The sequence below is a fragment of the Sulfoacidibacillus thermotolerans genome (assembly GCF_003144315.1).
Lineage (GTDB): Bacteria > Bacillota > Bacilli > Alicyclobacillales > SLC66 > Sulfoacidibacillus > Sulfoacidibacillus thermotolerans.
The window spans coordinates 211,936-236,422 of the sequence record NZ_MPDK01000002.1; the positions used below are offsets into that span (position 1 = coordinate 211,936).

29 protein-coding genes and 2 riboswitches are annotated in these 24,487 nt (G+C 46.5%); of the genes, 2 read left to right on the forward strand and 27 right to left on the reverse strand.

Annotated elements, in window-relative coordinates:
• Positions 1-2: 2 nt before the first annotated feature.
• From BM613_RS01425 to gcvT, 27 genes are all read right to left on the reverse strand, one after another.
• Positions 3-218 (reverse strand): DUF1657 domain-containing protein, encoded by a 216-nt coding sequence (locus BM613_RS01425; RefSeq protein WP_342767148.1) that lies wholly within the window; start codon positions 216-218, stop codon positions 3-5.
• Positions 219-276: 58 nt separating this feature from the next.
• On the reverse strand, positions 277-1,170 hold the full coding sequence (locus BM613_RS01430; RefSeq protein ID WP_109429373.1) for a polyprenyl synthetase family protein: 894 nt from the start codon (positions 1,168-1,170) through the stop codon (positions 277-279).
• Positions 1,163-1,438, reverse strand: a complete 276-nt coding sequence (gene xseB / locus BM613_RS01435; protein WP_245926193.1) for an exodeoxyribonuclease VII small subunit — start codon at positions 1,436-1,438, stop codon at positions 1,163-1,165. Before xseB ends, BM613_RS01430 begins: the two co-directional genes overlap by 8 nt.
• Complete coding sequence (gene xseA, locus BM613_RS01440) at positions 1,419-2,789, reverse strand: exodeoxyribonuclease VII large subunit (RefSeq protein WP_109429375.1); 1,371 nt, start codon at positions 2,787-2,789, stop codon at positions 1,419-1,421. Before xseA ends, xseB begins: the two co-directional genes overlap by 20 nt.
• A 23-nt stretch (positions 2,790-2,812) precedes the next feature.
• Complete coding sequence (gene folD / locus BM613_RS01445) at positions 2,813-3,682, reverse strand: bifunctional methylenetetrahydrofolate dehydrogenase/methenyltetrahydrofolate cyclohydrolase FolD (protein ID WP_109429376.1); 870 nt, start codon at positions 3,680-3,682, stop codon at positions 2,813-2,815.
• 59 nt (positions 3,683-3,741) lie between these two features.
• Positions 3,742-4,749 (reverse strand): NAD(P)/FAD-dependent oxidoreductase, encoded by a 1,008-nt coding sequence (locus tag BM613_RS01450; protein WP_109429377.1) that lies wholly within the window; start codon positions 4,747-4,749, stop codon positions 3,742-3,744.
• A gap of 82 nt (positions 4,750-4,831) precedes the next feature.
• Complete coding sequence (locus BM613_RS01455; RefSeq protein WP_245926194.1) at positions 4,832-5,851, reverse strand: Kae1-like domain-containing protein; 1,020 nt, start codon at positions 5,849-5,851, stop codon at positions 4,832-4,834.
• Positions 5,848-6,291 carry a transcription antitermination factor NusB gene (nusB, locus tag BM613_RS01460; protein ID WP_109429378.1) on the reverse strand — a complete coding sequence of 148 codons (444 nt, stop codon included), beginning with the start codon at positions 6,289-6,291 and terminating at the stop codon, positions 5,848-5,850. The genes BM613_RS01455 and nusB overlap by 4 nt, the downstream gene beginning before the upstream one ends.
• 17 nt (positions 6,292-6,308) lie before the next feature.
• Entirely contained in the window at positions 6,309-6,539 is a 231-nt protein-coding gene (locus BM613_RS01465) for a DUF2273 domain-containing protein (RefSeq protein WP_109429379.1), read from the reverse strand.
• A gap of 21 nt (positions 6,540-6,560) precedes the next feature.
• A complete protein-coding gene (gene amaP, locus BM613_RS01470; RefSeq protein ID WP_109429380.1) occupies positions 6,561-7,079 on the reverse strand; it encodes an alkaline shock response membrane anchor protein AmaP in 519 nt (172 codons plus the stop codon).
• Between the two features lie 78 nt (positions 7,080-7,157).
• A complete protein-coding gene (locus tag BM613_RS01475) occupies positions 7,158-7,556 on the reverse strand; it encodes an Asp23/Gls24 family envelope stress response protein (protein ID WP_109429599.1) in 399 nt (132 codons plus the stop codon).
• A gap of 110 nt (positions 7,557-7,666) precedes the next feature.
• Complete coding sequence (gene accC / locus BM613_RS01480; protein WP_109429381.1) at positions 7,667-9,007, reverse strand: acetyl-CoA carboxylase biotin carboxylase subunit; 1,341 nt, start codon at positions 9,005-9,007, stop codon at positions 7,667-7,669.
• 12 nt (positions 9,008-9,019) lie between these two features.
• A complete protein-coding gene (gene accB / locus BM613_RS01485) occupies positions 9,020-9,541 on the reverse strand; it encodes an acetyl-CoA carboxylase biotin carboxyl carrier protein (RefSeq protein WP_245926195.1) in 522 nt (173 codons plus the stop codon).
• Positions 9,542-9,681: 140 nt separating this feature from the next.
• Positions 9,682-10,260 carry a SpoIIIAH-like family protein gene (locus BM613_RS01490; RefSeq protein ID WP_109429382.1) on the reverse strand — a complete coding sequence of 193 codons (579 nt, stop codon included), beginning with the start codon at positions 10,258-10,260 and terminating at the stop codon, positions 9,682-9,684.
• 49 nt (positions 10,261-10,309) lie between these two features.
• A complete protein-coding gene (locus BM613_RS01495) occupies positions 10,310-10,900 on the reverse strand; it encodes a hypothetical protein (RefSeq protein WP_109429383.1) in 591 nt (196 codons plus the stop codon).
• A 53-nt stretch (positions 10,901-10,953) separates the two neighbouring features.
• A complete protein-coding gene (gene spoIIIAF / locus BM613_RS01500; protein ID WP_109429384.1) occupies positions 10,954-11,475 on the reverse strand; it encodes a stage III sporulation protein AF in 522 nt (173 codons plus the stop codon).
• 4 nt (positions 11,476-11,479) lie between these two features.
• The gene (gene spoIIIAE, locus BM613_RS01505; RefSeq protein ID WP_181362815.1) at positions 11,480-12,730 is read right to left on the reverse strand and encodes a stage III sporulation protein AE; all 1,251 of its coding nucleotides are present in this window, start codon (positions 12,728-12,730) and stop codon (positions 11,480-11,482) included.
• Between the two features lie 22 nt (positions 12,731-12,752).
• Positions 12,753-13,139: a stage III sporulation protein AD gene (spoIIIAD, locus tag BM613_RS01510; protein ID WP_109429386.1), complete on the reverse strand. Its 387-nt coding sequence runs from the start codon at positions 13,137-13,139 to the stop codon at positions 12,753-12,755.
• Positions 13,140-13,148: 9 nt separating this feature from the next.
• Positions 13,149-13,352, reverse strand: coding sequence for a stage III sporulation protein AC (gene spoIIIAC / locus BM613_RS01515; protein WP_109429387.1), 204 nt, complete (start codon positions 13,350-13,352; stop codon positions 13,149-13,151).
• An 18-nt stretch (positions 13,353-13,370) separates the two neighbouring features.
• Positions 13,371-13,904: a stage III sporulation protein AB gene (locus BM613_RS01520; protein WP_146192743.1), complete on the reverse strand. Its 534-nt coding sequence runs from the start codon at positions 13,902-13,904 to the stop codon at positions 13,371-13,373.
• Positions 13,870-14,841 carry a stage III sporulation protein AA gene (gene spoIIIAA / locus BM613_RS01525; RefSeq protein ID WP_181362816.1) on the reverse strand — a complete coding sequence of 324 codons (972 nt, stop codon included), beginning with the start codon at positions 14,839-14,841 and terminating at the stop codon, positions 13,870-13,872. The genes BM613_RS01520 and spoIIIAA overlap by 35 nt, the downstream gene beginning before the upstream one ends.
• A gap of 439 nt (positions 14,842-15,280) precedes the next feature.
• Positions 15,281-15,838: an elongation factor P gene (gene efp, locus BM613_RS01530; RefSeq protein ID WP_109429390.1), complete on the reverse strand. Its 558-nt coding sequence runs from the start codon at positions 15,836-15,838 to the stop codon at positions 15,281-15,283.
• Between the two features lie 26 nt (positions 15,839-15,864).
• Positions 15,865-16,932: a M24 family metallopeptidase gene (locus tag BM613_RS01535; protein WP_109429391.1), complete on the reverse strand. Its 1,068-nt coding sequence runs from the start codon at positions 16,930-16,932 to the stop codon at positions 15,865-15,867.
• A 14-nt stretch (positions 16,933-16,946) separates the two neighbouring features.
• Positions 16,947-17,384, reverse strand: a complete 438-nt coding sequence (gene aroQ / locus BM613_RS01540) for a type II 3-dehydroquinate dehydratase (protein ID WP_109429392.1) — start codon at positions 17,382-17,384, stop codon at positions 16,947-16,949.
• Positions 17,385-17,449: 65 nt separating this feature from the next.
• A complete protein-coding gene (gene gcvPB / locus BM613_RS01545; RefSeq protein ID WP_109429393.1) occupies positions 17,450-18,919 on the reverse strand; it encodes an aminomethyl-transferring glycine dehydrogenase subunit GcvPB in 1,470 nt (489 codons plus the stop codon).
• On the reverse strand, positions 18,919-20,259 hold the full coding sequence (gene gcvPA, locus BM613_RS01550) for an aminomethyl-transferring glycine dehydrogenase subunit GcvPA (RefSeq protein ID WP_109429394.1): 1,341 nt from the start codon (positions 20,257-20,259) through the stop codon (positions 18,919-18,921). The genes gcvPB and gcvPA overlap by 1 nt, the downstream gene beginning before the upstream one ends.
• A 54-nt stretch (positions 20,260-20,313) precedes the next feature.
• Positions 20,314-21,408 carry a glycine cleavage system aminomethyltransferase GcvT gene (gene gcvT, locus BM613_RS01555; RefSeq protein WP_109429601.1) on the reverse strand — a complete coding sequence of 365 codons (1,095 nt, stop codon included), beginning with the start codon at positions 21,406-21,408 and terminating at the stop codon, positions 20,314-20,316.
• A 90-nt stretch (positions 21,409-21,498) separates the two neighbouring features.
• A riboswitch (glycine riboswitch) is annotated at positions 21,499-21,594 on the reverse strand.
• Positions 21,595-21,597: 3 nt separating this feature from the next.
• A riboswitch (glycine riboswitch) is annotated at positions 21,598-21,708 on the reverse strand.
• A gap of 143 nt (positions 21,709-21,851) precedes the next feature.
• Here gcvT and BM613_RS01560 point away from each other — a divergent pair.
• Both BM613_RS01560 and BM613_RS01565 read left to right on the forward strand, forming a co-directional pair.
• Positions 21,852-23,510: a DEAD/DEAH box helicase gene (locus BM613_RS01560; RefSeq protein WP_109429395.1), complete on the forward strand. Its 1,659-nt coding sequence runs from the start codon at positions 21,852-21,854 to the stop codon at positions 23,508-23,510.
• Positions 23,511-23,573: 63 nt separating this feature from the next.
• On the forward strand, positions 23,574-24,476 hold the full coding sequence (locus BM613_RS01565; protein WP_181362817.1) for a YqhG family protein: 903 nt from the start codon (positions 23,574-23,576) through the stop codon (positions 24,474-24,476).
• Positions 24,477-24,487: the final 11 nt, after the last annotated feature.

A 24,487-nucleotide genomic window follows, 5' to 3' on the forward strand; every position in this document is an offset into this window, starting at 1 on the left:
TCTTACTGTTGGCGGTATTGAGGTTCTTGCTGTTGAATATAGTTGAGTCGAGATTGCAGTGTGGTCACGCAACTATCGACTGTTTGTGCCAATTGATTAAACATCTGTTTTGCTTGTTGATCCTGTGTCTCAAGAGCAAACTGTTTCAAATTTGCTGCGACACCTTCTGCTGACGCGATCGTCTGCTGCATTTTTACGCCTACTGTCAACGTAATCACCCCCACGCGGTATTCTCACCACGTAGTCAGGATCTTAGACAGGTAAAAACTTGGAATTTTAATGATCGCGATGCGAGAGAAAATGCACAATCGCTTCAAGATATTCAGGGTGTTCCAATTCAGGTGTCTCACGCAAAACAGCAAACGCCTTTTGTGAGTGACGCTCGAGCCAATTGCGTGATTCTTCAACTCCATAAAGCGCGGGGTAGGTCGCCTTGCCTAATTTCGCATCAACACCAGGACGTTTGCCTAATTGCTGTTCATCCCCAAATACATCGAGCAAATCATCCATAATTTGAAATGCAAGGCCGAGTGAACGGCCAAATTCACTGAGTGAAGTGAGTGCCCCCTCACTCGCCCCACTCGCGATTGCACCCATGCGCAAAGGAGCGACAATCAGCGCCGCTGTTTTATGCAAGTGAATAAATTCAAGCGCTTCCGGTGTAACTGGCCTCTTTTCATAGTACATATCAGCGACTTGACCTGCAACCATTCCATGAACCCCACTAGCATCCGCCAATTCCTGTACCATGCGAACAACCAAATCAGCCTGCACTGCACTAGCTGCTAACGTATGAAAAGAAAGTGTCAACAAACCGTCACCCGCAAGAATGGCCGTAGCTTCACCAAATTTCTTATGGTTTGTCAGTTTTCCACGACGATAATCATCATTGTCCATTGCTGGTAAATCATCATGAATTAGAGAATACGTATGCAAAAATTCCAGTGCACAAGCAGCTGGTAAAAGGGGGGTGCTGTCTTTTCCAAAAGCTTCTACAGTGGCTAATAGAAGAACGGGTCGCAACCGCTTCCCTCCTGCAAAGACACTGTATCGCATCGCCTCCGCTAACTCTTCAGGAAATGCATCGGGTTTCGGTAAATACACTTCCATCGCGCGCTCAATACGATCTACCAAACGCATATAATAAGCGCTATAATCACGGTTACTCATTTATTTCAGGTCCTTTCGCATCTACGGCAAAAGAGGTCGTTTCAATCCCCTGTTCAGCAGCCAAGACAAGTTCCACTTTGTGTTCCGCCACTTGCAATTTTTCACGGCAAACTTTAACCAACTGCATACCCAATTGAAATTTAGCGATCGCATCATCTAAAGGCAATTCACCAGCTTCAAGTGCCCGCACCGTCTCCTCAAGTCGACTCAGTGCTACTTCGAATGACAACTGCTCAGGAGCAGTCTCATCATTTGGAAGATTCGTCACGGTCATACACTCCCCATACTTGACAGTCAAGCCAACCATCTATCATCTGTACATGCAGAGAATCGCCTGGCTGAACCTGGCTTACACTTGTAATCACCGCAGACTGCATTGCGCGATAGGTTACCGCATACCCACGCTTCATCACAGCAAGTGGACTTAGAAGTTCTAATGATGTAATCGCTTGCTGCACACCTCGCTCGGCCCGCTCTAAGCTTTTTTGCACTGCGTGCCATTGTCGCTCTTGCAAACGGTCAAGGCGCAAACGCAACAGTGTAATTTGCTCCCGCGGTGAATGCCGAGCAAGCCGTAATTCAAAAGAATTCACCGCTTTTGCCCGCTGTTCGACTAGTTCGCGAAGTGAGAGACGCAGGCGCGGTTCTATGCGATCAATGCGCTCATGCAGACGTCCTAGATAACGCAAGGGATCAATCAAGGCACGACTTTGCTCTGCACGCTGTAAACGATCGCGCAATCCTGCAACAAGATTTAATGTAACTCGACGCAGGCGCTGTTCGGCCACAGTCACGCGCGCTTGTAACTCTCGGATGTCTGGCGCAACCAATTCTGCTGCTGCAGTGGGTGTTGCCGCTCGCACATCGGCAACAAAATCCGCAATGGTCGTATCCGTTTCATGGCCTACTGCAGAGACCACAGGGATTGGCGACGCGGCAATCGCTCGCGCAACCACTTCAGAATTAAACGCAAACAGTTCTTCAAGTGATCCTCCGCCTCGCCCGACGATCATCACATCAGCAAGTCGATATCGCCAAACAAGCTCGATGCCCCGGGCAATTTGCACCGGGGCTTCTTCGCCCTGAACTGCCACAGGCACCACATAAAGTTGTGCAAGTGGGTAACGTCTTGACAAAGTCGTAATCATGTCGCGAACTGCTGCTCCTGTGCGAGAGGTCACAAGCGCAATGCGTGTAGGAAAGGGAGGGAGGGCTCGTTTTCTTGTCGCAGCAAATAACCCTTCACGCTCTAGGCGTTCCTTTAACTGTTCAAAAGCCAGATAAAGCGCGCCAAGTCCATCTGGCTCTGCACTTTCGGCATACAATTGATAATCGCCAAGGCGCTCAAAAATGTCAATGCCGCCTTGTACCACCACATTCATGCCATCTTGCAATTGAAAACGCAAGAGACGCGCCCGACTAGCAAACATCACGACACGCAAGCGGGAACGATCGTCCTTTAGTGTAAAATACACGTGACCACTTGCTGGACGACTTAAATTTGATATTTCGCCACGCACGAACATCCGCGCAAATTCCGGTGCTTGCGAAATGGCGCGCTTTAACATCAACGTTGCCTCATAAACTGTATAGACAGTCTCGATTGATCTTCCCTCCATCTCGCAACCGAAACCTCATAGAACTAAGGCAAAACCTCACTTGTCGTAATTCCTGCCATCCGCTGTGCAGCCAACACTGTATTATGCAAAAGCATCGCGATCGTCATGGGTCCGACCCCTCCTGGTACAGGGGTGATGAACTGTGCCACTTCAGATGCCGATGCATAATCTACGTCTCCGCACAACTTCCCATCTAAGCGATTGATCCCCACATCAATTACGACCGATTGTGGCTTAATCATGTCCGCTTTAATGACACATGGCTTGCCGATCGCAGCAACAAGAAGATCAGCTTGACGAGTAAATGCAGATAAATTTTGCGTTTTTGAATGACAAATCGTCACAGTCGCACTTTTACTCAAAAGCAATTGCGCCATCGGCTTCCCAACAATATTCGAACGTCCAATCACAACCGCATGTTTTCCAGTAACATCGATTCCTTCATACTCAAGCAACTTCATTACGCCAAGTGGCGTACATGGCACAAAGCCACTGATCCCAAGTGCCAGCGCTCCCACATTCACTGGGTGAAACCCATCCACATCTTTATGTGGGGCAATCGCCGCAATGACAGATTGCTCATTAATGTGTTCTGGAAGCGGTAACTGAACAAGAATTCCATGGAAGCGATCATCGTGATTTAAGCGTTCAATCAATTGTACAAGAGCTGTCTCCGTTGTACTTGAAGGTAGGTGGATCACTTCAGAATAAATGCCAGCCTCTGTAGCCGCCTTGTCTTTCCCACGCACATAACTCATTGAAGCAGGATGCTCACCCAACAGAATCACTACAAGACCTGGTTTCACACCTTTTGCTTTCAATAACTCTACTGTCTGTGCAGTTTCTTGACGGCTAACAGACGACCATTTTTTTCCATCAATAACCTGTGCCAATCTCTCCACTCCATTTCCTACCCAGGTAGATCGTTTTCAAATTCAGTCATTGATACGCATTATTCTTTGCGACTGCTACTGTGACCTGGGTGGAGCTTTGAACTTGGATCTAGATAAATTTTTGCGTTATTTACTGCAGTGGGCGCCTCGCCAAATCCTGTCGCAATCAATTTTACCTTACCCGGATAAGTGACGATATCCCCTGCAGCATATACGCCTGGGATGTTTGTGCTCATGCGAGTATCAACTACGATCTCATTGCCTTCTATGTGAAGTCCCCACTCCAAAATAGGCCCAAGAGAAGCAGTGAACCCGAGGCTGCTCACGATCAAATCTGCTTCAATTTCCATCGTCTCTTTGGTCCGATTTTCAATTAATGTTACCCCAGTAATAGAATCGTCTCCGTGCACTGTCTTCACCTCATAAAACGTCTTGACATCCACCCCAGACGCATAAAGTGTCTTCACGTTTTCTTCATGAGCACGGAATTGATCACGGCGATGGACTAATGTAACTTTGGATGCGACGCCTTCTAACATGAGCGCAAAATCAACTGCGGAATCGCCACCTCCGACTACGACGACACGCTTATCCTTAAATCGCTTCAAATCGTCAATATAATAATAAATTCCATTTCCCTCAAACTTCTTTACATTTTCGGCTGGCAAAGATTTTGGTGTAAATGCTCCAATTCCTGCGGTAATAATGACAGAACGTGAGAGATGAATTTTACGATCCGTCTCCAATTCGAAAATCCCATCTTCACGCTTTGTGAGATGGAGCACTTTTTCATTGAGACAAACTGTTGGATGATACTGGCTAGTTTGCTCGATCAACTGATCGACTAAATCCATGGCGCGAATTTTAGGAAATCCTCCCACGTCATAGATAAACTTTTCAGGATACAATTCGGCAAGCTGACCACCTAGTTGTGGCAGACTATCGATAATCTTCGTGCTTGCATTGCGTATTCCCGCATAAAATGCGGTGAAAAGACCAGTAGGTCCACCGCCAATCACTGTAATATCATAAACCTTTTCATCAACCGGAAGTGTCTGGGCACTCATAAAAATCCTCCCTTATTCTGTTGAATATCGACCGCTCGAAAAACACCTTATCTAGTATACTACAGCCCTACAGTCAATCCAATCACTTTAGACTGCTGTGCTGTAGGGTGGAAAGAGCGATGTGAGCAACGCCAAATGCGTTGTCTGACGCATAGTGCGGATCACAAAAATACAGTGAAGAATGAGCTTCCTCCGATATCCCCAAACGCTTTTTCAGTCGATCTGAAATATATTGATTGGATGCAACTCCTCCGACTAATAAAGCACGCCGCAACCCGGTCGTAGCAAATGCATGACGCAACATTTTTTCTAGAGTCGTTGCGATTGATCGCTGTACGGAAGCTGCTATGGCAGCACGTGGGACCCCTTTTTGCAATAACCGCTCGGCTGCAGACAAAGGCCCAGAAAAACTCGGCGACCCATTATGCACAGCAGAGGGGATAAGGGGTAAATCTTGATCTCCCCACTCTTTAGCTAACTGTTCTAACTGTTTTCCTGCCGGGAAGGAAAGTCCAAGTTTCACTCCGATCCGATCGACGTACTGACCGATATGCAGATCGCGACTAGAAGTTAGTACTTCCACTTCAAAATCAGATTGCACTCGCTTCACAGATAAAACATCTGTCGTCCCTCCAGAAAGATGTAAGGCTAAAAAAGTTTCTCCTTCTGAGAGAGTCATCTTGGCCGTTACGATCCCTGCCATGAGATGCCCGGACTGATGTGACGTCTCAATCAAAGGAACATGGGCACCAAATGCTACGCTCTGAGCCGCTAAGTACCCTGCCTTAAATACTGGCATATAAGAACCAGTAACCTTTCGCGGACGCGAACTGACACCCACACCAAGTATCTGGTAAGATCCAAGTTTTCTTCTTGCACTAGAGAAGAGTTCAGGAAGATTGGAGACATGCTGAAACAGCGCAGCAGACTGCATCAATCCTTGCTCGCCAAGCGGAACCTCTAACACCTGTCGTTGTTCAAATGCGATCTGTCCCGATTCATCTAAGAGGCAGAGCGATGTTGTATAATTGCTCGTATCAATTCCAAGGACACCGCGCATATGTGCCTGCTGGGAAAGTCGTTTACTCACCTGCATCTTCATGGCGTTTCTTGACAACGTGCACGCAATTGAGGTAGCTCCTCTAAAAGCGCGGATAGGACCCCATTTACAAACTTTGATGAATTCTCTGTCCCATATACTTTAGAGAGCGATACCGCCTCATCGATTGCCACCGCAGGCGGTAAATCTTCCTCAAACAGTAATTCATAGACAGCAATTCGCAGGATCGATCGATCGACCCCAGGCATACGTGTAACTTCCCATTCCTGACTATAACGGTCTAAAATAGAATCAATATACGTTTTGTGATCCAATACACCGGAAACCAGACGCCGAAAATAGGCCATATTGATCGACTGTTCGCCCACTGCATCCGCCAGCACATTTTGTGTATACTCAACCGCCTGTTCTTGTTCCAAGTCATTGATATCCAGTTGAAAAAGTGTTTGCAACGCGCGTTCTCTTGCTCTATGACGACTCACACCATACCCTCCACGAACTATTCAAAACGATCAGATTGCCATAAACGAGAAACCAAGTCGTGCACATTTGCCCGATCATCAGCAAACTTGCCAATTGCATATCCAATTCCAACAAAAACAGCCAGCAAAAGAGTGGGGAAAAAACCAAAAAGAAGAATAAGCAGCCAACTCACAACTCCTGCGATAACACCTAGATAACGTTTAGGCAACGCGGCAATCTTGTGAAAAAATTGTGCGATCCTTTCCATGGTTCACTCTCCTCACTCGCTTTACTTCGATGCCGCATCGGGAGCAAGTGCGACGATGTGCACATGTACTTTTGCTACGGAAAGCGATGTATAGTTGCGAATCGCTTCAGCTACGCCATGTTGGATCTGCTCACTCATCGCTGTCACATCAATAGCCGGCAATGATCGAACGTTTAGAGAAACAACAAGGCCTTGTGGATCTGCGCTAATCTTGGTTTGCAAACGTTCTACGCCGCGAATTTGCTTTGCCGCACGGTGTGCAATCTCTTTAACCGTATCATAACCAATGCGGACTTCCCCTGATTCACTGTCTTTAATAAAAGCGAGAGGACGGCGGTGTAACACGCGATAAAGTAAAAAGCGCAAGGAAAGAACAAGTAAGAGCGCAAAGTCAATCCATACAGCAGTATACAGTACATTTGGATCAATACTTGTATTGATAACAAACGGCACACCCAATAAACCTAGCGAGTACCATACCGCGTTGACGAGGACAAGCAAGCTAAAAAAGCGCAATAGCAGCCGATCAATTAACGACACAAACGCCCTCCTCCTTCGCGCAAAAGGCCTCCGCGCACATCTAACTTAGGATGTATCCCCGCGGAGGCCGAAAAACGTCTAACCACGTAACTTATCTCGTTCTTCCACCTCGTCATGCCGGAGAGAAATGCCCAGTACATTCACATTAACTGCCGTCACTTCAAGTCCTGTCATTCCTTCGATTGCGCGCTTTACTCCATCTTGAATCTCCATCGCAACATCAGGAATTCGAAATCCATATTCAGCTATAATCGACAGATCAATCGAGCACTGACGTTCATCGGGTGAAACATCGACTTTGACACCTTTACTCAAATTTTTACGGCCAAGGCGTTCGGCGATTCCCCCTACAACACCACCGCTCATATCTGCAACCCCGCGCACATCTGTTGCGGCGAGCCCCGCAATAACAGCGATGACTTCGTTCGCAATTTGCGTAGTCCCCATATCGCCCGATCCCACTTCCGCCGGCAACATTCCGTTTATGGCCACTCCGCGTCCTCCCCTGTGCTTGTTCGTTAAAAAACCTACTTTCACTATAACAAATCTTATGCAAAAGCACGACTTAAAAAAATCTGTGCGTAATCTTACACCGTATACAGTTCCAAAAAGCGCGTATTTACATCGCCTGCTACAAACTGGGGATGCTCAAGTAAGCGCAGATGAAAAGGAATGGTCGTTTGGATGCCTTCAATTTGAAATTCAGACAAAGCACGCTTCATCCTATCGATCGCTTCCTGCCGATTCGGTGCCCACACGATCAATTTTGCAATCATCGAATCGTAAAATGGCGATACCGTATATCCTGAATAAGCAGCACTGTCTACCCGTACACCAAATCCTCCCGGCGGAAGATAGGCTTGAATTTTCCCTGGACAGGGCATGAAATTTTTATCTGGATCTTCTGCGTTAATGCGACATTCAATCGCATGTCCTCGCTGTACTACATCTTCTTGGCGGTATGACAAGGGGTGACCTGCGGCAATTAGGATCTGTTCGCGCACCAAATCAATACCTGTCACAAATTCGGTAACCGGGTGTTCTACCTGAATTCGCGTGTTCATCTCCATGAAATAAAAGGAACCCTCTTCATCAAGCAAAAATTCGATCGTCCCTGCCCCTTCGTAATTCACGGCTTTAGCGGCAGCTACTGCGGCTGCTCCCATCGCAGCGCGCGTCTCTTTCGTCAACGCGGGAGATGGGGATTCTTCTACTAATTTTTGCAAACGACGCTGTACAGAGCAATCACGCTCACCCAGGTGAATCGCATTGCCAAATTGATCACCCAACACCTGAATTTCTACATGTCGCGGTCGAACCAGATATTTTTCCAAATAGACGCCTGCGTTACCAAATGCAGAACCCGCCTCGGCTTTTGCAATAGAGATCGCCTGGCGCAGCTCTTCTTCGGTATGTACGACGCGAATCCCTTTACCGCCTCCCCCTGCCGTCGCCTTAATAATGACAGGAAAACCGATCGCACGCGCGACCATAACAGCTTCCTCTTCGCTCTGGATGAGTCCATCTGTACCAGGTACAGTAGGAACGCCGGCTTTTTTCATCGTTGCTTTCGCCGTTGACTTATCCCCCATCTTTTCAATGGAAGATGGACTAGGGCCAATAAATTTCACTCCTACAGCCGCACACACTTCAGCAAAATCAGCATTCTCGGAAAGGAAACCATATCCCGGATGAATCGCATCGACTCCAACTGCGGTCGCCACAGACATGATGTTTGGGATGTTTAGGTAACTTTGTTTACTCGCCGTCGGACCCACACAGTATGCTTCATCTGCTAACTGCACGTGTAGCGCTTCGCGATCCGCCTCTGAGTAAATGGCCACTGCTGAAATCCCAAGTTCATGGCATGCACGGATGATTCTTACCGCAATCTCCCCACGATTGGCAATCAAAACTTTCTTAAACATAGAAAACCTCCGCTATGCCAGTTTCACTCGAAATAAGGGCTGACCATATTCGACCAAGTGGCCATTTTCAGCGATTACCTCGACAATCTCACCACGCACATCGGCTTCGATCTCATTCATCAATTTCATCGCTTCAACGATGCAAACAACCGTCTTTTCCGTTACCTTCGATCCAACTTCCACATAGGGCGGCGACGTTGGCGAAGGAGCAGCATAAAACGTACCGACCATCGGAGATTTAATCAAAACCGTCCCTTCTTCAGCCGCAGCAGCAGAAGACTCTGCAGGAGGCGTGAAGGTAGGCGTAACAGATGTTGTCACTTCTGACACAACAGGTGCAGGCACCGCGGCAGGAGCCGCGACAGGCACATCTACATGTGAAAGGGGCGGTGCATACGATAAAGTATCCGCCTTTTTAATATGTATTTTTCCATCTTCTAGTTCAATATGCAATTCGTGAACGCTCGTTTCATCCAATAAGCGAATGAGTTCGCGAATCTCGCTTGTCTTTAACAACAAAAACCAACTCCTCATGTACTATGCTTTAGTTGCAGTATAGCACAAATGGAGTCAAGCCGCGCTTGCTACACGTCCCCCTCCGGGTTAGTACTCAATGAAACAGTAACCAACCCGGAGATTGACGCGTTGATCAGCGAGTGATCGAAAACGGCAAGCTATGCGTGTGCACTGACAACAACTTGATTGGACTGAATGCCAAGCGTCTGTGCAACGAGGCTGATCACCTTTACCGCTTCTGTCGGACTCAACGAATTCGCTTCAACCCACACATGTACACCCCCTTGCGGATTGAAAATTACAAGTGAATCAGGATATTCACTTGTCAAGAGATCATGAATCTTATTTGCTTCTGCTTGCTGTGTTTGAATCGTTGTCAGTTGTTGATAAGCAGCTGAAGCCGCCGCCTGACTCACATGCGGATCACTAATTTCATTTTGCAGAGTTTGAATTAATTTTGATTCTGCTTGCATCTGGTCTAGTGAAGTCTGGGCAAACCAATCACTAACTGCTGTCGTGGTGGTTGATTTGGTTGTAGAACCCCCCGTAATGGCTGTTTTTGTTGACGATTTTGTACTACCCGCAGGATTTGTTGCCGTTGAAATCACAGATGTACTGCCATGTCCATGAACTGCCTGAGTACTTGATGTGGGCGGTGTGCCAAGTGTATAATAACCAATCAACATCAAAGAGAGCACCATCATCGTAGAAAGCCACACGGTTTGTCTTTTTACCATATCCTTGCTTCCCCTCTCATGCAGTTTACTTTTTGCTTTCTCGCATCCTCTATTTTCGCGGGAGGACGGTAATCTCGTAACTTGGAATCCCTAAAGCATCTTGAACTGCGCTTACAATTTCTGTCTGCATTTGCACGATGTCATTTGCTTTAGCCACAACGAGTACCCCGCGAATATGTGGCAATTGCTGCTGGATGACAATCGGCACTTGGCTGCCATTTGGCCCTTGTACGGTCACCATTTGAGTTTGACTCTGCTGCGTTGTCGTTTTGGTTTGACTTCCTGATCCAGATTGGATAGAAGACTGGATCGAAGTTGAAGTATTGCTCCCGTACTTTGCAGATGGTGTTGAATCTACCGTAACCATCACGAGTGCATCGCTAATCCCACTAATCTGGTCAATCATTTGTTCAAGCTCGTGATCATAAAACTTTTCATACGTAATCGCCGTTTGCAGTGCTGGATCAGAACTTGCGAGTGAGTTTGCGCTACTTGTTGTAGAATTGGATAGTGGCGCATTTACAGAGAGTACTCCTTGACCACTCGGCGAAGATTTGGGTGTATTGCCCCCTGTCGTACCAAATACAAGCAATAAAATGCCAATTGCAGTGATTGCGAGCAGCCATTTATTGTTTAACAACTTTTTAATTGCTTCCCCTATCCCACCGCATCTCCCCCTTCCCTGGACTTTACCTATTGCGAAACATGTACGGCAGAGAGTGGCAACCCAAGTGATTCTGCGATTTGCGCCTGCACCTCCTTCGCGACAACTTCACTTTTTGAAGAGGGAATAAGCGGCCCAAGAGTCGTATATACAGCCGTCACGATTGGTGTGCCATCAGAACGAGTCTCAGTCTGTACTTGAATAGTAGAAACCGTGACATCAAGCCCAGTGGATAACTGTTCTCGCAGCGTCGCCGCCAAATCTGTTGCAAATGCAGTGTTGCCTGATGACCCCGATCCGCCAAATGCCATTTGCTCTGATGAGTTTACTGCAGCGAGTGGACCCGAAATGCGCTCTTCCAATGCAGATAAATGAAAATGTGCGGTCATCAGTGCGGTAATGGGTGTGAGCATCGTCAACATAACCACGAATCCAAGTACTGTGCGCACGTATTTTTGCAAAGAAGTGGATGGTAAAATCAGGTCTACAAACACTGCCAGCAACAAAATCATCACGAGATGGCGCAGCCAATCAGACAAAGCACCAATCATGAAGTCACCTCACAAAAGCAGTCAAGTTTGTCGCTGCAATCGCGATCACGATCGAGAAAAAAAACATAATCCCAACTGCTGCAACCGCTGCAAAGACAAGCCCTAGACTTTTCCCGATCGTTGACAAAGTCGCAATCACAGGTGAATCTCCTAACGGTTGCAATAATGCTGCTGAACCGTTGTACACAATAGATAAAGCCAGAATTTTCAAAGCCGGAAACGCACAGATCAATAACAGTAAAACGGCACTCGCCATTCCTGTGGCATTTTTGACGATCAACGATGCACCAGCAATTGATTCAGAAGCATCCGAGAGCGCTTTTCCAATTACAGGAACCAAATTGCTGGCCACGTATTTTGCACTGCGCAATGCCACTCCGTCAGAAATGCTTGTTAGTGAACCTTGGACAGACATGATCCCAAGAAAAGCACTCATACCAAGGCCAAGCACCGCGAGTGCTACATTTTTAATGAATCCAGCCAACGCTGTCACTTTATAGCGATCGGAGATGGTGCTAACAATCGTTAATACGGCTGAAAAAAAGATCAAAGGAAATACCCAGTTGTGAACAATCAGACCCATCGCATTGACAATAAATACGATCATTGGGTGAAAGGCGGCGGCTGACGTCAATCCTCCAGAAGCCGCGATTAACGCGAGAAGGACGGGCAAAGAACCATACATGAAAGCAGTCATCGTATCAATAGCACCACTCGCAAATTGCGTTGCGTCGTGGAAAGAAGACACAGCAAGAACAATAAGTACGAGTTGAACTGCCCAAAATCCCACTTTTGCTGCAACTTGTGAGGCGAACGCAGATTGTACGGTTTCGAGAACCGAAGCAAGTACTGTTAAAATAAGCAAAACGCCAAGTAATCTTAGATTTTCCAACAGTGCATTGACTAAATAGCGAAGTAGCCCTTGCAGTAAATCTCGATAGTGAAATGATGGATTCCCAGGAAAAAAAGCAGGAACCAATTGTCCTTCTGATGTCGTGGGAATATAGCCGTTGTACTTGGTATCTAGTTGATTCCACGCTTGCTCAATCGCATTTTGTGACACCGATTGATACTGTGCAGTCGCACTTTGCAAAGGTGTCGCGCTCGCAGAAGGAGGCGGCGGTCCTGATACTGTGGGAATCGACCCACTTGCATAGGCAATCGGCGCGACGCGGAGACAAGCAAACACAAAAAGCATGAGCAAGATTTTGCGCGCCAATTTTCGGTGAGAAAAATCTTGTGCTGCCCTTCGCATCGCCATCTCCCCTTTGCTTAGCTCACGGAAGTAAATGAGTAACTGTCTGAACGACGGCAGTCACAATAGGTACCGCAAGGACTAAAATTGCTAATTTCCCTACCAGTTCAATCTTGCCAGCAATCGCTGAGACACCAGCGTCGCGAGCAATTTCTGCACCAAATTCAGCGATATAGGCAATTCCGATAATCTTCACGATCGTTGCGAAAAATAGGACATTGACATTCGCTAATTCAGCCAATTTTTCAATCGGCGCAAGCAACCCTGTCAACTTCTGCAAGGCGATCAAGAACAGAAAAACTGATACAATCAAAGTGATCCAAAAAGCAATTTGCGGCGCCATTTCCCGAATGGATGTGATAAGCAACGCTCCGACTAGACCGAATAAGACAATTTGCAATATACTCATGGCGCACCTTTATTGGATGCTAAAGACATCGCGGATTTCCATAAACAAGTGACTAATGTTCGTGACGACGACTGCCGCCACGAGGACAAGCGCGCTGATTGTGACAAGTGTGGCTATTTCGTCACGACCAGACTGTTTGAGCAAACTCGATAGTACAGCGGCCGCAATGCCAACAACTGCAATTTGAAAGATCACATGCAATTCGAGACTCATTGCCGAGTCCTCCTCAAACTAAATAAGCATGACAACGATTAGCACTCCCGCGAGAATCCCAAGTGTCTGATACATCCGCTCATAGCGTGCTCGCTCTTCCATCGCATCTTTTTCTCGATCCACAAGCAGCGCAAGTGTTGCATCAATCTGTGCAGTCTGTTCCACAACTCCAGTTACCCCGATGGTGTGTCCCAAATTCGCCAATACTTGACGATCTTCTGCAGACAAGTGTAACCGTGTAGATTGCGTTTGTAAGGCCACTTGCCAAGCGTCATATGCAGTACTTCCGGGATGTTCTAAAGTTTCCGCTGCAATCCGAAAAAGATCGCTTAACGCTGAACCTGCTTGTCCTTGACGGCTAGCGTGTAAAAAAGCTTCGCGCAAGGGGAGACGCTGATAACTGATATCGGCACGCAACGACCTTAACATAGCTGCTAATTGCCGCAACTCTTTGGGCCGTGCGCGAAAGCGCAAGGAAAATTGGCGTCCATAAAGTGCACTGCCTACCATGACAATACTAGCTCCAACGATTTGCCACTGAGTCAGAGCCAATTTGTTTCACCTCGCGCAATTGTCGATCGTAGACGCGTTCAACCGTTGCCGGACCTACTCGTCGACTTAAAAAGATAAAGCGGTCAATCGCGCCATGTGTGAGCAGCGTACGAAGTGCCGGGCGCTGTCTAAGATCTTCTAGCGACTTCGCGTGCACCGTGCCAATAAAACGCACGCCAGCTCGTGCAATGTCTAACACGGCTTTGACATCAGAGATACTACCAATTTCATCGGTTATCATCACTTGTGGAGCCATCGACCGCAACATCATGTACATGCCTTGTGCTTTCGGACACCCGTCTAGTACATCGGTGGACTGCCCTACATCGAATTGTGGAATCCCCTCGTGGCAAGCCGCAATTTCAGAACGCTCATCGACAATTGAAACCGTGCGCACAGAAAGTTTTGGATGCAGTTCACCATTCCCTATCAAACGCGCTAGTTCTCGTAAAACCGTTGTCTTTCCACATAATGGGGGGCCTACCAACAATACAGATTGCAATTGGCCCCAGTCATCAAGCAAAAGCGGCGCGACATGATTTGCACAATTCACGATTTGACGGGCGACACGTATATGAATGGAGGCGATATCGCGAATCGTGACAATTTGATCGCGTTCATCGATCACCGCTCGCCCCGCAATCCCTACACGATGTCCTCCTGGCAAGGTGAGATAGCCATAGCGCAATTGTGCTTCTACTGCGTAATACGAAGACCCTGTCACAGCTGACATCACATGGCGCAAGTGTTCAATCGCTACAAGCGGGCGCGCATAATCGCGTATGCCAATCACTTCAAGTGGCCGCAAGGCACGCAGTCGAATTTCTTCTATGCTTTTTTGCGATTGTTGGGAAAGTCCTTCAATGGCAGTGCGCAAAGGATGCGGAAGCAATTTTGCAACACTTGCAACATCGTAAACGCTTGCCAGGTCAGGCACCAGCCAATCACCTCGCAATCCCGTATGCTGTTTTCACAACTAGTCCCATGTATATGGGACGAGACATATATTTATACCAAAAGGGATTAGTAGACTTCGCGCAAAGGCTTCTGGAGAAAAATCAGTTGCACCGAATTGCAGATCTTTGGATACACATAAAGAGAGGTTGAGATTCCGTGTCCTCATGGAAGGGGTTGACCATGTCGGATACATTCGCTATCGTAACACGTTGGATCGTCGTATTCCTCGTAATCTTCCTTCTTTGCATGGTGCTCGTTTTCAGTTGGCTAAAACGACCGCAGCAAATCGGAGGCCCTGTGAGCGCATGATCAGGGCAAAGACAGTAAAGTCGTAACAAAGCGGCTCCCCTATGCTTTCGCTCATAGGGAAACCGCTTTGCTGCAAAATCTAGCTGGCGTATTTGTTTGTAATTTGCTGATCAAGCGCGAGATACGTATAATCCAGAACGGGTATCAATGATCAAACGATCTCCTGTATTAACAAAGAAAGGAACTTGGACTGTATACCCCGTTTCTAATTTAGCTGGCTTACTTCCACCAGTAGCGGTATCACCACGAATTCCAGGTTCTGTTTCAACTACTTCTAACTCAACAGTATTAGGCAAATCTACACCAATCGCTTCACCTTCATAGAGCATGACAACGCAATTCATATTTTCCTTCAAAAAGTTTAACTCATACTCCAATTGATCGCGACTTAGCGTCAGCTGTTCAAATGACTCTGTATCCATAAATGTATAGTTATCGCCATCTGCGTACAAGTATTGCATTTGTCGATTTTCAATGCGTGCACGAGCTACTTTTTCCCCCGCCCGAAACGTCATTTCTTTTACGCCACCAGTGCGAATGTTTTTTAACTTCGTACGCACAAAAGCGGCTCCCTTCCCTGGTTTCACGTGCATGAACTCAATGACACGCCAGATCGCTCCATCATACTCAATCGTGACCCCTGGGCGAAAATCGTTACTTGAAATCATGGTTCATTCCCAACCCCCTGTACAGATTACAAAACAAGCAGCTCTTTGGTCGACTGTGTCAGACGATGTGGACCATTCTCCGTCACAACAATGTCATCCTCAATGCGCACTCCACCGAATCCAGGAAGATAAACGCCTGGTTCCACAGTAACTACCATTCCTTCTTGTAACACATCTTGCGACTGTTGTGCAAGTCTTGGCGCTTCGTGAACAGCTAAGCCCAACCCATGACCAAGAGAATGGCCGAAATATTCACCATATCCCGCCGCACGAATGAGATCGCGTGCAATCGCATCAGCCTCACGACCAGTCATTCCCGCTCGAATCCCTGCAAGCGCTGTTGTTTGCGCTTGATAAACGACAGAATAAATCTCCCGTTGCTGATCATTGACTGCTCCAAGTGCAATCGTACGTGTAATATCTGATGCATACCCCTCATACAGCGCACCAAAGTCAAGCGTAATCAAATCACCTTTTTGTAAGATGCGATCCGATGCAACACCATGCGGCATTGATGAGCGCTCACCACTTGCAACGATCGTTTCAAATGACACGCCAGACGCTCCTTGGTTTTGCATAAACACAAAAAGCGAAAGTGCAACTTCGCGTTCTGTCATTCCTACACGAATGTTTTGACAAACATGTTCAAAAGCCGCATCTGCGATTTGCGCCGCGACACTCATAACCTTTAATTCCGTAGCCTCTTTTATCATCCGCACATCATCGATCATGCGATCGAGTGCAAGAAGGGTAACTCCTTCAAGTTCACGCACAAGTTCCTGATAGACCTTATAACTGACAGTATTCGGTTCAAACCCTAAACGCAAAACATGCTTTTCCTGCATCAATTCACGCAGAGATGTCATCCAGTGCACGCCATGCAAGATCACATTCGATTCTTTTGCCTCTTGCTTCGCCTGTTCTGCATAGCGTGAATCAGTCAATAAGATCGTCTCGTCTCGCGTGATGAGCACATAGCCAGATGATCCTGAAAAACCTGTCATGTAGCGCCTATTTTCCGGAGAAAAGGTTAGATATGCATCCACCTCATGAACGGAGAGCTGCCCCCATAGTTTTTCTCGCCGATGTTGCACAAAGTCTCCCCCTCTTAGCCTAATTGTGCATGTAACGCATAGAGTGCAAGCTCATATCCCACAGCACCAAACCCTGAAATCTGTCCTTTGGCCACAGGTGCAATCACCGAATGCGAGCGAAAAGGTTCTCTCGTATAAATATTCGATAGATGGACTTCAATAACTGGGAAAGGAACAGCAGCTACCGCATCGCGTAACGCAATGCTGTAATGCGTATATGCACCCGGATTGAAAATACACCCAGCAATTCCCTCACGCATGCCACGATGCAATGCATCAAGTAACTCGCCTTCACTATTTGATTGAAAACTTTCTACTTGAAGAGAGAGTTCCAATGCTTTGTTGCGCAATCTCTGATCAATGTCAGCCAAAGTTTCACTTCCATAGATGGCGGGTTCGCGCTGACCTAATAAATTTAAGTTAGGCCCATGCAAAACAAGAACTTTGTGCAATTATCTCACACTCCTGTAAAAAGGGTATCTCTCATTGTTCGAGCGAGCAACATTTCCACTGTGAATTACTGTTCTTTACGATAGCGCAAGATCGGATTGCGCGCTGCAGTCGTTTCGTCTAAGCGATTGATCACGGTAGTATGGGGTGCGTTTTTCACTAAATCAGGATCTTCCACTGCCTCGCGTGCAATCTGAATCATAACGTCAGCAAAAGCGTCAAGCGTTTCACGACTTTCGGATTCTGTCGGTTCGATCATCAATGCTTCTTCGACATTTAGTGGGAAATAAATTGTCGGTGGATGATAGCCGAAATCTAAAATGCGTTTCGCGAGATCGAGTGTCTTCACTCCTGAGGCCTTAAATGATTTTCCTGATAAGACAAATTCATGCTTGCAAAGACGCTCGTAAGGAACTTGATAATAAGGTGCTAGTCGAGAAAGTAAATAGTTCGCATTTAATACTGCGTCTTCTGCGACACGTTGTAACCCATCTGGTCCCATCGTGCGAATATACGCATAGGCACGCAATAATATCCCAAAATTCCCATAGAACCCCTTGACCTTGCCAATGCTATACGGTTTCTCAACATCCAAAAAGAATTCCCCATTGGTGCGACGCGCGATCACCGGTTTAGGTAAAAATGGAATCAAGGCACTCTTGACTCCAACAGGTCCAGCCCCAGGCCCTCCTCCTCCATGCGGAGTAGAAAAGGTCTTATGCAGGTTCAAGTGCACTACATCAAACCCCATGTCACCAGGGCGAGCATATCCCAAAATCGCATTTGCATTTGCCCCGTCATAATACAAGAGACCCCCAGCAGCATGAACAATTTCTGCGATTTCTGTAATTTGTTCTTCAAACAGCCCTAGAGTACTAGGATTTGTAAGCATCAACGCAGCTGTGTCTGGCCCCACTACCTGACGCAATGCATCTAGATCGACGCCACCTTTTGCATTGGAACGCACTGTGATCGTCGTAAATCCTGCCGCAACGGCACTTGCTGGATTCGTTCCATGTGCAGAATCAGGAACAATCACTTTCGTCCGCTTTTCGTTGCGTTGTTCGTGATATGCTCGAATCATCATGAGCCCTGTCCACTCTCCTGCAGCACCTGCCGCAGGTTGCAAACTGACCGCATCCATCCCTGTGATTTCAGCAAGGTAGGTTTGCAGTCGATACATGACTTCGAGCGCCCCCTGAACTGTATCTTCTGGCTGGTACGGGTGGATGTCTGTAAACCCGCTCAGACGTGCAATCGCTTCGTTGCGCTTTGGATTATACTTCATAGTACACGAACCTAACGGGTAAAAGCCAGAATCTACTCCGTGGTTACGTTTTGATAAACCCGTATAATGACGAATTAAATCTACTTCAGATAGCTCTGGCAAGGCAGGGAGTTCTTCGCGCAAATAACCGGCAGGCAATTCCTGGGAAATTTCGACATCAGGAACGTCTAAAGGAGGAAGACTTGAAGCAATACGTCCAGGTTTACTCAATTCAAAAAGCAGCGGGAAATCTTCAGTTTGCCGACTCATTAGATCGCCTCCACTCGTTTTGCTGCATATTCAATTTGTTCGCGACTCAGTACTTCCGTGGTAGCTACTACAAAGTGATCTTGCAATTCTTCATAGGCTCCACCCAGAGAATAACCGAGAAAAATTCGTTCATTCGCTAATTCTCTCCACTTGCGTTTCCCGTCTGGAAGAGAGATTACAAACTCGTGAAAATAAGGACCTGTAAAGGGAAGATGAGCACCTGCGGCAGCGAATTGCTGTGCAGCATAATGCGCTTTTGCGAAACATTGATACGCGACATCGCGAAGTCCGTTCGGCCCCATATACGCTAAATATACAGATGCGGCGAGTGCATTTAATGCTTGGTTGGAACAAATATTAGAGGAAGCTTTTTCACGTCTGATGTGCTGCTCGCGCGCCTGTAAAGTCAAAACAAAACCACGACGACCATCGCGATCTTTGGTTTGCCCAACAATTCTTCCTGGTAATCTGCGTGTGAGCGCGGACGTTGTTGCCATAACGCCAAGATAAGGACCTCCAAAAGAGAGGGAATTGCCTAGCGACTGTCCTTCAGCAATTGCAATGTCAGCCCCTAACTTGCCAGGTGCCTCAAGTAAACCTAAAGCAATAGGATACGTATTAACGATCAAAAGCGCTCCATAGCTGTGTGCAAGTTCTGCAATTGCTCGCACATCTTCGATCGCTCCAAAAAAATTGGGATACTGAATCACCACAGCCGCGATCTCTTGAGACATCGCTTGACTCAGTGCCGAGAAATCAAGCATACCATTAGCCATACCAATTTCTTGCGTCAAAATATGCTGACCAGTTGCATAGGTCTGCATGACCGCGCGATACTCAGGATGAACTGTGCGCGCGACTAACACTTTTTCGCGTCGCGTATGAGCACAAGCCATGACAGCAGCCTCGCCTAGCGCTGTTGGGCCATCGTAAAGTGAGGCGTTGGAAACATCTAGTCCCATAAGTTCTGCAACAAGCGATTGATATTCAAAAATGGCCTGCAACATCCCTTGGCTAATTTCTGGCTGATAGGGAGTGTACGAAGTATAAAATTCGGATCGACTAATTACTGCATCTACGACACTAGGAATATAGTGGCGATAAGCGCCAGCGCCGAGAAAAGAGATCGCATTTCCGAGTTCCACATTTTTTCCTGCTAGTTCGCGCATTTCCTGCATGAGTTCCCATTCGCTCGCTGCACGTGGAAGATCGAGCGAATGATTTAATTTAACAGTTTCTGGAATGTCTGAAAACAATTCCTCTATGCGTTTGAGCCCTACTTGTTGCAGCATATATTCGCGATCTTCTTGCGTATTTGGGATATAACTAAACGAATTCACAACTTCGCCTCCTAAGTCTGAGATAACTTTTCAAATCTAAATGGTAAACAGTCGTCATTTTGCCCTTTTATAAAATGGGGTCTTAACCACTTTGGCCTCACTCAATTTACCGCGAATATCGATGAAAAGATCGCTGCCAAGCTCTCCATATTCTTTCTCGACAAGCGCTAAACCAATACTCTTGTGCAAAGTGGGACTCATTGTACCACTCGTAACCATCCCAACCTTTTTCCCTGCTGCCAACACTTCATGTGATGCTCGTGCAATCCCTCGATCTTTTAATTCAAAACCGACGAGCTTGCGAGTGACACCTTGCTCTTTTTGTTGCAATAAAGCTTCACGACCGTAAAATTCAGCTTTTTGCAACTTAACAAAGGTCCCTAAACCAGCTTCTAACGGACTGATTTCAGGGCTGAGCTCGTGTCCATAAAGCGGCAAACGCGCTTCAAGTCGCAATGTATCCCGCGCGCCAAGCCCGCAGGCTAAAATCCCCTCCTGCTCCCCTGCTGCCATAAGTGCTAAAAACAACTTGGGCGCCGCACCTGCGTCAAGATAAAGTTCAAACCCATCTTCTCCTGTGTACCCTGTACGCGAAACCAGACAAGGAATGCCTGCAACATCAACATTTTGTCGACTGTGATAATACGGGATATCTGCCACCGGTTGATCTGTTAATTTTTGCAGAACTGACACGGAATTTGGGCCTTGTAAAGCAAGTTGCGCCGTTTCTTGTGAACGATTCACAATGACCGCCCCGTGATCGTGGGACAGAAACCACGCTTCGTCCTTTTCAATATTCCCGGCATTTACAACAACTAGATATTTTTCTTCCTCTAACCGATAGATCAATACATCATCTACTGTACCGCCGTCTTCGTAACACATAGGACTGTACAATGCCTGGGATATTTCGAGCCGCCCCACATCATTTGTTACAATATTCTGCAAAAAATGATAGGCATGAGGACCTGAAACCTCAAATTCCCCCATGTGCGAAACGTCAAACAGCCCTACTTTCGTCCGCACTGCTTCGTGTTCCGCAAGAATGCCACGGAATTGCACAGGCATTTCCCATCCACCAAAATCAATCGTCTTTGCGCCAAATTGAGCGTAAAGATCATAGAGCGGGGTACGTTTTAACAAATGAATCACACTCCTTTTCATGACAACTTAGAATTTGCGAGACCAATTATCAGCCTAAACAACAAAAAAAGACACCAAACGAAACGTCGGTATCTTCTCTGTCCATTTACCTGAGAGTTCACGTGATGAAGCGACGAGATTCCGCGCGTACATCACCATTTCCCCGTGGGTGGCCATAGGCACTCTCCAGAGTTGCGTCCCACCGCAGTACTTCTACCTGAGAGATTCACAAGACAGAACCGCATTTTCCCTTGTTTGCTCCTTCGGCGGTGGATCTAAGATCCAACACTCTCCTACGATGGTCATCCGCTTATCTAATTTTCGACTTTAGTATACCTTCAATCAGAGCATTTTGCCAACTTCAAATCCAAAGCATCGCGCTTGAGTGAAGAAGATTTGGACATACTGGATACAAAGTCTTGAAACACTTGGGAGAAAGGGGTACCCCTATGTATCAATACATTGAACAGATGGATTTACGCAAACAACTGGCGGAACGAGGGGATATGCCAGCTGGAAAATGGGCGCTTTTTCAGTTGGCTTATGAAGCCGAAAAACAATTTCTATCCTCTTCATTTGATGATTTTATTTGTCTTGGAGCTCTCCCTGGTCTTGTTCCATTTCCTCACCAAATCGAGACCGCAAAGCGCGTTGTGAACGAATTGCATGGGCGCGCTCTGCTTGCCGATGAAGTAGGCCTTGGCAAAACCATTGAGGCAGGACTTATTTTAAAAGAATATTTGATGCGCGGCCTTGTAAAAAAAGCGCTTATCTTAGTTCCCGCCTCACTGGTACTGCAATGGACGCGTGAACTTAATGAGAAATTTGCCATCCATGCATTTGCCCAGCGCAATGAATGGTCTTGGACCACCTACGACATTCTCGTCGCATCAATTGATACAACAAAGCGAGACCCGCATCGCAGTGCAGTTCTCTCACAAAATTACGATATTGTGATCGTTGATGAAGCACACAAATTAAAAAATAGCAAAACGCGCAACTGGCAACTCATTAATCAATTGCGCAAAAAATATTTACTCCTGGTCACTGCCACACCAGTACAAAATGATATGCGCGAACTTTTTAATCTAATTAATCTCCTGCGGCCTGGCCAACTCGGCAATCAAACAGCGTTTCAGGCCAATCACGTTGACTCCAAACGAATCCCCAAAAACCCACAAGCACTTCGCAGTGCAGTTGGCGAAGTCATGGTTAGAAATCGCAGAGAAATGGGAGGCGTTGAATTTACCGAACGACTCGTCGAGGTTGTTCCGATTTCTTTGTCGAAAGAGGAGCAATTGCTTTATGATACCGTCACAGAATTTATTAGGGATGCTTATGTGAAACTCCGCGAAAAAAAACGCAGTGTCCTCTCGCTGATCACGTTGCAACGTGAAATTTGTAGCAGTTCCTATGCAGCGCTTGGCACATTAGAAACGATGCAAAAAGATAAACGTCTAACCGATCAGGAACGCATCGCACTCACTGACATCTATCACTTAGCAGAATCAGTCCCAAACTATACCAAAGTAAATCGAGTGATTGATTTAGTTAAAAAAATCGACGATAAAGTCATTATTTTTACTGAATATCGCGCGACACAAGATTTCCTCCTGTATATGCTACAGCAATCCGGCATCAAGGGAGTTTTATTTCGGGGCGGCTATAAACGCGGGAAAAAAGATTGGATGAAAGATTTATTTGAACACCGAGCTCAAGTATTGATCGCTACAGAAGCAGGCGGAGAAGGCATCAACCTTCAATTTTGTAATCAAGTCATCAATTTTGATTTACCGTGGAATCCTATGCGCATCGAACAACGCATAGGACGCGTCCATCGCCTGGGTCAAACGCGACCTGTCTATATCCACAATTTCTCTACAAAAGGTACCATCGAAGAATACATTGTTCATTTATTGCAAGATAAAATCCGCATGTTTGAAATGGTCATTGGAAAATTAGACGTAATCTTAGGACCGAAAGCATTTGAAGAAGATCTCATGCGAACTTTTATGGAGAGTGGGAGTGATGCAGAAATTCGTGCGCGACTCTCTGCACTTTCACATCGCGTGCAAACTTCAGGAACTGAACAACTCGCAAGCGTCTGACACGTGTCACATGACACGTGACCATCTTTTTATCAGTGTATGAAAGAAAGGAGAAACATATCGTTGCCATTTCAATCTGATCTCTACATGTACTGCAAACGTTATTTTGAAACCGTTGGCGCAACTTTCTTGCCAGCACAAGAAGGGGCCTTATGTGTGGAAATTCCTCGCGATGTAGATAAAGAATTAACAGATCGACCTTTTTATTGGATGTGGGTGGAAGCCATGAACGAAAATCCCCCCTGTACGATTCTCTATCTCACATTTTCCCCGGAACTCGAACCCATTGACGCGCCTGAAAGAGCTAAACCTGAGTTAATCACTCCAGGGTGTTACCGCATGATGCGAATCTATGCCAGCGCAAAAACGCGCGGAACATTTGCATCAACCTATGAAAGTGAAGGAAAGCTCTCCCCATACGCAATCTTCATTGTAAAAATTTCATTGATTTCAGATCGAAGACAAGATTTTTTAGAATCATACGCAATTGATTTGACCAACTTACAAGTATATGGAAATGTAATGGAACATCTCACAAAGCGTAAGTTACAAGATGAAAGACCCTTACACGCCCAAATTTTCCCTGTCCCTATCGATATGGACCAAATATTTACACTGCTATTACAATGCGTTCGACTCGATGTCGAAGAACGCGATCACACGTGGGCAAAAGATGCAAAAAAACGGCTCGAAAACGAATTATCAAAACTCGACCATTACTACTTATCCATTCTAAGCAGTAAAGAGAAAGTGCACGCTCAGCAATCACCCAAAGAACTTGACCGACCGTTTGAAAAAACACTTATCGAAAATGCACAAACAAACTTTGAATCGACAACAAATAGTTGGTCGATTGAAGCTGAAAGGGAACTGCGAAAAGCAGAACTGATCTGGCGCATGGAACCTAAAATTGAGGTCCGCCCACAACAAATTGCACTTGCATATCTCGCCTCTGCACCCGTATAAGAAGGAATAAC

What these genes read in the sequence shown, in the direction of transcription:
- BM613_RS01430 (WP_109429373.1), bottom strand. Translation starts at nt 1,170, where the DNA reads ATGAGTAACCGTGATTATAGCGCTTATTATATGCGTTTGGTAGATCGT.
- xseA (WP_109429375.1), bottom strand. Translation starts at nt 2,789, where the DNA reads ATGGAGGGAAGATCAATCGAGACTGTCTATACAGTTTATGAGGCAACG.
- BM613_RS01450 (WP_109429377.1), bottom strand. Translation starts at nt 4,749, where the DNA reads ATGAGTGCCCAGACACTTCCGGTTGATGAAAAGGTTTATGATATTACA.
- BM613_RS01455 (WP_245926194.1), bottom strand. Translation starts at nt 5,851, where the DNA reads ATGAAGATGCAGGTGAGTAAACGACTTTCCCAGCAGGCACATATGCGC.
- BM613_RS01465 (WP_109429379.1), bottom strand. Translation starts at nt 6,539, where the DNA reads ATGGAAAGGATCGCACAATTTTTTCACAAGATTGCCGCGTTGCCTAAA.
- BM613_RS01475 (WP_109429599.1), bottom strand. Translation starts at nt 7,556, where the DNA reads ATGTTGCCGGCGGAAGTGGGATCGGGCGATATGGGGACTACGCAAATT.
- accC (WP_109429381.1), bottom strand. Translation starts at nt 9,007, where the DNA reads ATGTTTAAGAAAGTTTTGATTGCCAATCGTGGGGAGATTGCGGTAAGA.
- accB (WP_245926195.1), bottom strand. Translation starts at nt 9,541, where the DNA reads ATGAGGAGTTGGTTTTTGTTGTTAAAGACAAGCGAGATTCGCGAACTC.
- BM613_RS01490 (WP_109429382.1), bottom strand. Translation starts at nt 10,260, where the DNA reads ATGGTAAAAAGACAAACCGTGTGGCTTTCTACGATGATGGTGCTCTCT.
- spoIIIAF (WP_109429384.1), bottom strand. Translation starts at nt 11,475, where the DNA reads ATGATTGGTGCTTTGTCTGATTGGCTGCGCCATCTCGTGATGATTTTG.
- spoIIIAE (WP_181362815.1), bottom strand. Translation starts at nt 12,730, where the DNA reads ATGCGAAGGGCAGCACAAGATTTTTCTCACCGAAAATTGGCGCGCAAA.
- spoIIIAD (WP_109429386.1), bottom strand. Translation starts at nt 13,139, where the DNA reads ATGAGTATATTGCAAATTGTCTTATTCGGTCTAGTCGGAGCGTTGCTT.
- spoIIIAC (WP_109429387.1), bottom strand. Translation starts at nt 13,352, where the DNA reads ATGAGTCTCGAATTGCATGTGATCTTTCAAATTGCAGTTGTTGGCATT.
- efp (WP_109429390.1), bottom strand. Translation starts at nt 15,838, where the DNA reads ATGATTTCAAGTAACGATTTTCGCCCAGGGGTCACGATTGAGTATGAT.
- gcvPB (WP_109429393.1), bottom strand. Translation starts at nt 18,919, where the DNA reads ATGAGTCGGCAAACTGAAGATTTCCCGCTGCTTTTTGAATTGAGTAAA.
- BM613_RS01560 (WP_109429395.1), top strand. Translation starts at nt 21,852, where the DNA reads ATGTATCAATACATTGAACAGATGGATTTACGCAAACAACTGGCGGAA.